The following is a 9,614-nucleotide window of genomic DNA, read 5'->3' as shown; positions in this document are numbered from 1 at the left end:
AAGTCAAGAACTGAAGCTAAATAACACCAACCATCTTTAATAGTATGAATATAAGTAATATCTCCCACCCATTTTTCATTAATCGAAGTAGTTGTAAAATCTCTTTTTAAAACGTTTTCTAATCCCTCTATAACCTTTTTATTTGAATGAGGCTTGTATTTTTTTACAGCTACTGCACATAACCTAAGTTCATTCATCTTTCATATCCTTATAATCTTGATCATATCTTCTGCCCTTTCCCATAATGGACACATCCTTTCTTAACTAAATAATATTTTACTTAGTTTGATTTAATGTGTCCACTACTTTATACTAACACCAGAATTCTTAAAAATGAGATATAGCAATTTACCTAAAACAGTACTTTTAATATATCAAATCCAACTATTAAGAATATCCGCATATTTAATGAATAATGATTATATTGAAATTAGAGATTCTTTCTTTATTGATATATTGAATTTAAATACAAAATCCATATCTAAAGTTCATGAATCTATTACTGATTATTTAAATGAATTCAAGAAAAATAAAGTAATGATTCAAGAATTTAATTATGATTATGATAAAGATTTGTGGTATATAAAATTTATAAAATTGACTAATAAAGATCTAGTCACTCTAGTTAATCAAAGAAAAGACTATAAGAAATTAGTCAAACCTAAAAATTTACTATTACAGGATTAATTAAAACCATTCTCTATACTAAAAGACAATTATATTTTAAATACTTTGAGGTGTAGAGAGTGGTTTACTTATATAATATTAGAGCATACTACCTAAAAAAAAAGAAAAAAATAGCCTTATGACAGCCCCCAAAAACAAGTCTTGGAACCTTGTCATAAGACTCTTACAAAATATTTATTATAATAAGTTTATATTATTTTGCTTACATAATGTATAATTCTCATCATCCCATGTAGATGCTTGCACTTCTCCTATATGAGCTTTTTTAAGTAAGAACATACATATCCTTGATTGTCCTATTCCTCCACCTACTGTATAAGGTAATTGCTTATTAAGTAACATTCTATGGAATTCAAGATTAGCTCTTTCTTCACAATTAGATTTCTTTAATTGTTCTCTTAAAGAGTCTTCATCTACTCTTATTCCCATTGAAGAAACTTCAAATGCTCTATTTAATAACGGATACCAGAATACAATGTCTCCATTTAATTTCCAATCATCATAATCTGGAGCTCTTCCATCATGTTTTTCGCCTGAATTCATAACATCTCCTATTTGCATTATGAATACAGCCTTTTTCTCTTTACATATTGCATCTTCTCTTTCTTTTGATGTAAGATTAGGATACTTGTCTTCTAATTCTTGAGTTGTAATAAAATATATATCCTCAGGTAATTCCTTTTCTATTCCACCAATATTAGTTGCTACAAACTCTTCAGTTTCTTTAAAAGTTTTGTATATACTATTAACTACTGATTTTAGTGTATCTATATTTCTGTCTTCTTTAGATATAATTTTCTCCCAATCCCATTGATCTACATATATAGAATGTAAATTATCCATATCCTCATCTCTTCTTATGGCATTCATATCAGTATATAAACCTTTTCCTACTTCAAATCCATATCTTTTAAGCGACATCCTCTTCCATTTTGCTAATGAATGAACTATCTCTACCACCTTATTGTTAGCTTTTATATCAAAAGCTACTGGTCTCTCAACTCCATTTAAATTGTCATTAAGTCCTGTTTCTGCATCTACAAACAAAGGTGCTGAAACTCTAGTTAAATCTAAATTAACTGCAAGTCTATTTTCAAAATAATCCTTAATCTTTTTAATGTTCACTTCTGTTTCTATTAGAGTACCTTTACTGCTATATCCTTCTGGAATAATTATCATTAATTGCCCCTCCCCATATATTAATACTTTTATAGTATATCAGAAAATTTAAAGCATATCTATTATATTGCTTTTTTTATCTTCTAATTCTTCTTCAAATATTTCCTTTATCTTAATAGGATTATCTCCTAAAACTATAATTCTTTTGCCCATATATATAGCTTCATCAACATCATGTGTAACAAATATTACAGTCTTTTTTCCTTCACTGAATATATATTTTGTTTCTTTCATTATTGAATATTTAGTTTTATAATCTAATGACTTAAACGGCTCATCCATTAATATAAATCTAGAAGGTTTTATTAAAGCTCTTGCTATATTAACTCGTTGTCTCATTCCTCCACTTAACTTCATTGGATACATATTCAATATGTTTTCTATATGTAAAAGCTTAAATACACTTTTTATCTTCTCAGTTGCTTCATCATGATTATAGTAATTATATACAAACAATTCTATGTTCTCTTTTACTGTTAAATATGGAATAAGCCTATCTTCTTGAAATATATAACTTATTTCATCAACTTTATTTCCTAATACATCGCCTTTATAATTATTATCTAGCCCTGCTAAAATATTAAGTAATGTAGTTTTGCCTACACCAGATCTCCCTACTATACAATTAATTTCTTCATCAATGAAATCAATAAAAAAATCTTTAAATATGACATTTCCTTGAAACGACTTGTTAAGATGTTCTATTCTCATATATCTTACTCCCATTTTCTCATTTTCACCAAAAGTATCCTATTAAAATATTCTAAGCACAAAGATACAATAGCTATTAACACAATCCAACTATATACCTCTGTTATCTCAAAATTTATCTTAGCATTTTGTATAGCAGAGCCTATCCCATAGTCTGGCCTTCCATGAACTTCTCCTGCAATTACAACCTTAAATGTAAGAGAAAAACATGACATAAATGTCTCCACAACATAATTCATTATTACATTAAAATATATCTTTAATATTTTTGTTTTAAGTGAAACATTATACACTTTACACATATCTAATATATCATTACTTACACTATTAAGTGCACTAAGTCCCCCCTCATACAATATAGGAAACACAATAAGAAATCCCACTACATAAGGAACCATATTCTTATCAAACCAAATAAGTGCTAATACTACTAAAACCATAGTTGGTATAGTCTTTCCTATTGCATTAAAAGACACTAAAAAATCTTTAAAGAAGGGATACACCTTTACGAGTATCCCTAATATTATTGCTAGTATCAAAGCTAATATATAACTTACACTAGTTCTTAATAAACTGAATAATATATTATAATAAAATTCTTTCTCTTTTATTATATTTAATAACCCTTCAATTACATTTTGTAGCTTAGGTAAATATATTTCTTTGTCTATAACTATTGCAATTACTTGCCACAATATAAGAAGTGTAATCAAACCAATTAGTTTATTTCTTTTAGTTTTCCATGAAAATTCCTTCATCAGGAATATTTCCCCCTATTGTTGCAGAGTCAAACTCATTTAGTTTAGAGAAATATTGATTATATTCTTCTTTAGTATCTTTTATTGATTTATATGATATATTAGAATTTTCTATTGCTTTTGGAATTATAGCTTTATTAGCTGAAACACCTATAGTTTCACAATATTCTGCAGTTGCATCTTTATTAGAATTGGTATAATTGCAACTTTTCTCTACCAATGCTAAAAATTTATCTACAAACTCCTTATGCTCATTAACAAATTCACCTTTTACAATTATTGTGGATTGTGGATATCCATACTGAGAACCTGTTATCTCTTGCCATTTTTCATTTAAGCTAGTAATTATATTAACATTATCCACCTTGGTCATCACTTGTGATAATGCAGGTTCAGGTATTATTGCATATTTACATTTTCCTGATATTATAAGAGGTGCAAGTTCAGATACCCCATCTACATAAGAGAAATTAAAATCTTCATCTGGATTATATCCATAATCCTTCAATATTGATTTTGCGATTATATCTGGTGTTAATCCCTTGCCAATATTATATACTTCTTTTCCTTTTAAATCGTCTATATGTGATGTTCCATCTGTGGATATAAGATAGAACGAACCCCAACCTATCGTTCCTGCTATTTTGTATCCTGCTCCTTTATTATATTGTGTTGCACTAACATTAGATGGTACAACAGCAATATCAGCATCCCCTTTTAGTACTTGAGATACTATATTTTCTGAACTGCTTTCTATAGAATATTTAACCTTATATCCATCTATTGATTTATTACTATGTATAAGTTGTGCTAGCGCAATACTTGGAATTCCATCAGGAATCACCATATTTACTTCGTAACTCTGTTCCTTTTTAGAATTTAAGGTAGTTTTATCGCTTGTTGCAGATTTAGAACTACCACATCCAATAAACAATGTTAATATCATTGTTAATACTAATATAAAACTAATTCTTTTCTTCATGTATATTTCCTCCTTTACACCAATTATTATTTTATAACTTTTATACTAATAATTAAAGATGTATCTGCTCATTCTTTTTCTCACAAATACATCTTCTTACCATAATTAATTCATTAAATTATTACACCTTACTATATTCTTTTTTATTATTTTTACATAAATACATATTTTTATCTGACTCTTCATAAACCTCTGTTATATTCTTCTCTTCTCTATTCTTCCTGCTTCCATATCCATAAGATACTGATATTTCTAATTCTATCTCATCACTCTTATTATATTCATCTAATAAATCTAGAAAATATTCCAAAGCATCTTTAATCTTTTTCACACTATTTCCTTCTAAAATAACAATAAATTCATCTCCACCCATTCTTCCTACTTCACCTATATTATAAAATGTTTTTTTCAGAAGAGTAGCAATATCTTTTATTGCTTTATCTCCCATAGTATGTCCTAAATTGTCATTGATATACTTAAAATTATCAATATCAAAATTAACTATTGTAATGGATTCATATTTTTTTTCATATTCTTCAAATAACATTTCGCATTTTGTTCTATTATTTATCCCTGTCAAAATATCTATAAACGCTAATTTAGCTAATATATTTTTTTCTTTTTCATCAGATATATTTTCAACCCTCTCTACATAAAAACTATATACTTGACCCAAGATAAATATTGCAATACCTAGAGGAAGCAAACTAAAATCTATAACTTTATCTATAATCATATATCTATTTAAATTATACTTAACTAGATCAATTACACCTGTTAAAATCATTATTATAACGCCAACTATTACTATTATCTCTGATTTTCTTTTACTATTCATATTTATAAGTGCAATTACTATCCATATAAATTCTAACAGCAAAAATATATGAAAAACAATCAAAAAACTAGTATAATTTATTTTTAGTACTAAATAATTAAAAACAGTAAAAATAATAGTCATAAATTGTAATAAAGCCAAAATCTTCAAGCTTCTTGATTTTATTTTATTATGATTTAATTCTGAAAAATATAATGATATAGGAATAGATACTGAATATAATGAATAATATTCTAATGCATTTACAACAGATAAATTTTTAAATAATAAAAAAACAACCTTAGAATTACACATAACCCATATTGCAGCTATAATTGAAAATGTGGATATATAACTCATCCTCAAATTTTCACTTGTAAACTTTTTTCTACTTACTGAGAAAAATAATCCTATAATTCCAACAGCAAATGTAGTGCTAATTAATATAATTTGAATAAAATTATTATTAATTAACTTTAAGTAGCTTTCTTCTCCATTACATATATTCATCTTATATATATAAGACACACTATTATCTTCAGTATAATGATATTCAATTTTTAATTTTTTTCCTTTGTACTGATGCAGCATAGGAATATGTAAATATACATGTCCAATAACCTTATTTTCTTTTTGTAAGTTTTCGCCATACTTATATATCATTTTATTATCAACATATACATATACTACGCTATGATATGATTCTAAAATCAAAACTGGATTATCTATCTTTATCTCTGGAATGTTATAAGATATTGATAAGCAATCTCCTTTTTTTATAGGAGGCAACTTATAATTAGTTAGATTTGTTATTTGTTCTTTTTCATTATTAAATTTTATCTCCAAATTATTTGCAATATCTATTTCCTCATTATTATGATAATATTTTGCTTCATTATATAATACTACTATGGCAATTACTATTGTACTTACTAATATAAAAGAGAAAAAAGCTTTAAGAATTCTTTTTGTGTCCATGTGTTTTTTATTACTAAGTTTCACATGTATTCCTCCTAAATATGATACTTATATATCCATAATTTAATTAACCTTCTTACTTATTATCGTAAAAAGATAACCATCTTTTATCCCTCATTAATTCTGAATACATTCTTGCATATATCTCTGGTCTAAAATCAGGTGTTCCAAGTTTTTCATTTCTAACAAATAAATTATTATCATCTACTTGTGACAAATCTATTATTGCTGTAAATATTCCTTGTATATCTGAACCTTCATCAAAAAATCCTCTTCCTGCATAATACACAACATCTAAATTATCCATAGTAGGTCCTACTATACTACTTCCACCTCTAAAATAATTATATTTATCTTTTCCACATAAATTAGCAGATGCAATAAATATCGAATTAGTAGAAGCATAGTTTTCTAATTGCAATTGAACCTTTTTCGGTAACACGGTTTCTTTACAACAAGCTGTACAATTAACATATAGTCTTGCTCCTTTTGCCCTTGCATATCTTATAAGTTCTGGGAATTTATAAGTATCATAGCATATAGATAAACCTATTTTCCCCCAAGGACTATCAAAAACCATAGGTTCATCTCCTCTTATAGCCCAATTAGGTTCAGGATTTGGTAAATGCATTTTTCTATATCCTTCAATTCTACCATCTTCATGTACAATTGCTGCTGAATTATATATAATATCAGAATTATTTTTATCTCTTTCTGGCATTCCAAAGCATACTATTATATTATTTTCTTTTGCTAAATTAGATATTCTTACAGTTGATGGTCCTGGAATTGTTTCTGCAAGTATAGTTTGCATTTTTTCCTCTTTTATTTTATCTACTTCATCATCATATCCTGTAAGACACATCTCTGGAAATACAATCAAATTAGTTTTTTCATTTGCAGCATGTATTATATATTCTTCAATTCTACTTAAATTTGCTTCTTTGTTTCCCCACTTAGTTTTGAAATTTACTACAGAAACCTTTATTACATCCTTCATAAAAATCATCCTCCATTTTATATAATTTCCTAAAGAGTAAAAAGCACCTTGTAAAAGCTACTGTAGCACAATATCTATAACTTATTAAAATTATATTACATTGGCAAATATAGATGCTGCAACTACTGTTAAAATACCAGATACTGCTATAGCCAACCCACTCATTGCACCTTCTACTTCACCCATTTCAATAGCTTTTGCTGTTCCTATGGCATGTGATGCTGTTCCTATTCCTATTCCTTTTGCTATAGAATTTTTTATTCTAAATAATTTACATACATATTCTGCTATTATGTTTCCTACAATACCTGTTACAATTATAACAGCAACCGTTATTGTTACTATTCCACCAAGTTCTTCTGATACTCCCATACCTATTGCTGTTGTTATTGATTTAGGCAGAAGTGTTATGTACTCTTTATGATTCAAATTAAATATTAAAGCAATGATAATTATTGATATAGTACTTGATAAAACACCTGCTACTATTCCACCTATTATTGCTACCACATTTTTCTTAAGCAATTCTATTTCTTTATATAATGGTATAGCTAGGCATACTGTTGCAGGAGTTAATAAGTAGCTTAAATATTTTGCTCCATCATAATAACTTTTATAATCTACATTTAGTACAACCAGTAAAATCATTACAAATATAATAGAAATAAGTAATGGATTAAATATTGCCATTTTGGTTTTCTTCTTCAAAAATAAACCTAGCTCATATCCTATTAAGCTAACTAATACTCCAAAAAACACTGAACTACTAAAAAATTCTTTCATAATATCTACTCACTCTTTCTTTTCTTTATTATAAACTCAGTTACCTTTCCAGCTACTCCCATAACAATAGCCGTAGATATAGTTGCAGTTATTATACATGCTACAAGCATACTCTTTAACGTACCCCACGATTCCAACAAACCTACTGCTGCAGGTATAAACATAACTGGCATAATATCAATCAAGAAAGTTCCAGCATCGTCTACCTGTTCTACCTTAACTATTCCAGTACATAAAACTAATAACATAACAAGTAATCCATAAATACTAGATGGTATAGGTAATGGAAGAACACTATGTAATACTTCGCCTATAAAACTAATAGCTAATATTATTAAAAATTCCTTCAATTTTTTCATTAGTATCACAACCTTATATATTATTTTCTATCTTTTTTAGTATAATACCATTCCAACTATTTTACTAGAAAAATAAAACAAAGTCCCTTATTTTTTCAACAAAGGACTTATTTTAACATAAATATGCGAAATTTTTTCCAATTATTTACTTACTTCTTCAACTGCTTCCTTTATTATCTCATAAGCTTTATCACAATCTTTTTCATCTAAAATTAATGGTGGTACCATACGAATAACATTAGTTCCTATTGCAGTAATTAATAATTTTCTATCAAAGCAAGCATGTTTTACATCTACAGAATTAACAGTATCGTCAAATTCTACACCTACTAATAAACCTAATCCTCTTACATCTTTTACATGTGGAAGATTTCTTAATTTATCCTTAAAATATTCACCCATCTTCTTAGCATTTCCTGCAAGATCTCTATCTAACAATTCATTAATTTGAGCATATGAAGCTGCACAACATACTGGGTTACCACCATAAGTAGTTCCATGTGAACCAGGTGTAAATGCTTTTGATACTTCTTCTGTAGCACAAATAGCAGCTATTGGCATTCCGCCACCCATTGCTTTTGCCATAGAAACTATATCCGGTTTAACTCCATAATTCATATATGCCATTACCTCTCCAGTTCTACACCAACCTGTTTGAACTTCATCAAGAAGTAATAATATGCCTTTTTCATCACATAATTTTCTTAAACCAGTCATGAATTCCTTAGTGGCTGGATGAACTCCACCTTCACCTTGAACAGGTTCTATCATAATAGCAATTGTATTATCTGTTACTGCATCTTTAAATGATTGTAAGTTATTATATTCAGCATAAGTGAATCCCGGTAACATTGGTTTCAAACCTATTTGACACGCATTATCTGGTTGTCCTGTTGCTGACATTGATCCATAAGTTCTACCATGGAATCCCATCTTGGCAGTTACAATTTCATATTTATCAGGTCCATATTTCTCTACTCCATATTTTCTGGCCATTTTAATCATTGCTTCATTTGCTTCAGTACCTGTACTTTGATAGAATATTTTATCCATTCCTATTGTTTCACATATTAACTTAGCAAGTATTGCTTGAGGAATTGTATATGGATAGTTAAAAGTATGAATAATATCATCTACTTGATCTTTTATTGCTGCCACAACTTTTTCATTACAGTTTCCTGCACTATTAACTGCAATTCCTGCATAAAAATCTAAATAAGCTTCTCCTTTTTCATCATATATATACATATCTTTCGCAGTTTCTGCTACGAAATCAAATCTTTCATAAGTATCTATCATATATTTTGATACTAATCCTTTTAATTCTTCTTTTGTTAAGTTTACATCTTTTAATTTCATT

Annotated in this window: 10 protein-coding genes and 1 pseudogene; 1 reads left to right on the top strand and 10 read right to left on the bottom strand. The window is 27.7% G+C overall.

Annotated features, from left to right (window positions below):
• Window positions 1-218: pseudogene (locus KQI77_RS02105) on the bottom strand (IS3 family transposase); the annotation flags it as partial.
• 115 nt (window positions 219-333) lie between these two features.
• On the opposite strand from KQI77_RS02105, the gene KQI77_RS02100 reads away from it, so the two are divergent.
• Entirely contained in the window at window positions 334-687 is a 354-nt protein-coding gene (locus KQI77_RS02100; RefSeq protein WP_216387834.1) for a hypothetical protein, read from the top strand.
• A gap of 177 nt (window positions 688-864) precedes the next feature.
• On the opposite strand, the gene asnA is transcribed toward KQI77_RS02100, so the two are convergent.
• The 9 genes from asnA to KQI77_RS02055 form a co-directional block, all read right to left on the bottom strand.
• The gene (asnA, locus tag KQI77_RS02095; RefSeq protein WP_216387832.1) at window positions 865-1,866 is read right to left on the bottom strand and encodes an aspartate--ammonia ligase; all 1,002 of its coding nucleotides are present in this window, start codon (window positions 1,864-1,866) and stop codon (window positions 865-867) included.
• Window positions 1,867-1,914: 48 nt separating this feature from the next.
• On the bottom strand, window positions 1,915-2,577 hold the full coding sequence (locus tag KQI77_RS02090; protein ID WP_216387829.1) for an ABC transporter ATP-binding protein: 663 nt from the start codon (window positions 2,575-2,577) through the stop codon (window positions 1,915-1,917).
• Between the two features lie 5 nt (window positions 2,578-2,582).
• A complete protein-coding gene (locus KQI77_RS02085) occupies window positions 2,583-3,335 on the bottom strand; it encodes an ABC transporter permease (RefSeq protein ID WP_216387826.1) in 753 nt (250 codons plus the stop codon).
• Window positions 3,310-4,317, bottom strand: coding sequence for an ABC transporter substrate-binding protein (locus KQI77_RS02080; RefSeq protein WP_216387824.1), 1,008 nt, complete (start codon window positions 4,315-4,317; stop codon window positions 3,310-3,312). Before KQI77_RS02080 ends, KQI77_RS02085 begins: the two co-directional genes overlap by 26 nt.
• A 121-nt stretch (window positions 4,318-4,438) precedes the next feature.
• On the bottom strand, window positions 4,439-6,136 hold the full coding sequence (locus KQI77_RS13255; RefSeq protein ID WP_216387821.1) for a GGDEF domain-containing protein: 1,698 nt from the start codon (window positions 6,134-6,136) through the stop codon (window positions 4,439-4,441).
• A gap of 52 nt (window positions 6,137-6,188) precedes the next feature.
• Window positions 6,189-7,112, bottom strand: coding sequence for a carbon-nitrogen hydrolase family protein (locus KQI77_RS02070; RefSeq protein ID WP_216387818.1), 924 nt, complete (start codon window positions 7,110-7,112; stop codon window positions 6,189-6,191).
• Window positions 7,113-7,202: 90 nt separating this feature from the next.
• Complete coding sequence (locus KQI77_RS02065) at window positions 7,203-7,895, bottom strand: LrgB family protein (RefSeq protein WP_216387815.1); 693 nt, start codon at window positions 7,893-7,895, stop codon at window positions 7,203-7,205.
• 5 nt (window positions 7,896-7,900) lie between these two features.
• A complete protein-coding gene (locus KQI77_RS02060) occupies window positions 7,901-8,254 on the bottom strand; it encodes a CidA/LrgA family protein (RefSeq protein WP_216387812.1) in 354 nt (117 codons plus the stop codon).
• A 141-nt stretch (window positions 8,255-8,395) separates the two neighbouring features.
• Window positions 8,396-9,613 carry an aspartate aminotransferase family protein gene (locus KQI77_RS02055; RefSeq protein ID WP_216387809.1) on the bottom strand — a complete coding sequence of 406 codons (1,218 nt, stop codon included), beginning with the start codon at window positions 9,611-9,613 and terminating at the stop codon, window positions 8,396-8,398.
• Window position 9,614: the final 1 nt, after the last annotated feature.

Source organism: Clostridium sp. MSJ-8, from assembly GCF_018918325.1.
In the GTDB taxonomy this organism is placed as follows: Bacteria; Bacillota; Clostridia; order Clostridiales; family Clostridiaceae; genus Clostridium.
This window is presented reverse-complemented; position numbering and strand designations above follow the sequence as displayed.

Coding starts and splice junctions, on each gene's coding strand:
- KQI77_RS02100 (WP_216387834.1), top strand. CDS start 334: ATGAGATATAGCAATTTACCTAAAACAGTACTTTTAATATATCAAATC.
- asnA (WP_216387832.1), bottom strand. CDS start 1,866: ATGATAATTATTCCAGAAGGATATAGCAGTAAAGGTACTCTAATAGAA.
- KQI77_RS02090 (WP_216387829.1), bottom strand. CDS start 2,577: ATGAGAATAGAACATCTTAACAAGTCGTTTCAAGGAAATGTCATATTT.
- KQI77_RS02085 (WP_216387826.1), bottom strand. CDS start 3,335: ATGAAGGAATTTTCATGGAAAACTAAAAGAAATAAACTAATTGGTTTG.
- KQI77_RS02080 (WP_216387824.1), bottom strand. CDS start 4,317: ATGAAGAAAAGAATTAGTTTTATATTAGTATTAACAATGATATTAACA.
- KQI77_RS02070 (WP_216387818.1), bottom strand. CDS start 7,112: ATGAAGGATGTAATAAAGGTTTCTGTAGTAAATTTCAAAACTAAGTGG.
- KQI77_RS02065 (WP_216387815.1), bottom strand. CDS start 7,895: ATGAAAGAATTTTTTAGTAGTTCAGTGTTTTTTGGAGTATTAGTTAGC.
- KQI77_RS02060 (WP_216387812.1), bottom strand. CDS start 8,254: ATGAAAAAATTGAAGGAATTTTTAATAATATTAGCTATTAGTTTTATA.
- KQI77_RS02055 (WP_216387809.1), bottom strand. CDS start 9,613: ATGAAATTAAAAGATGTAAACTTAACAAAAGAAGAATTAAAAGGATTA.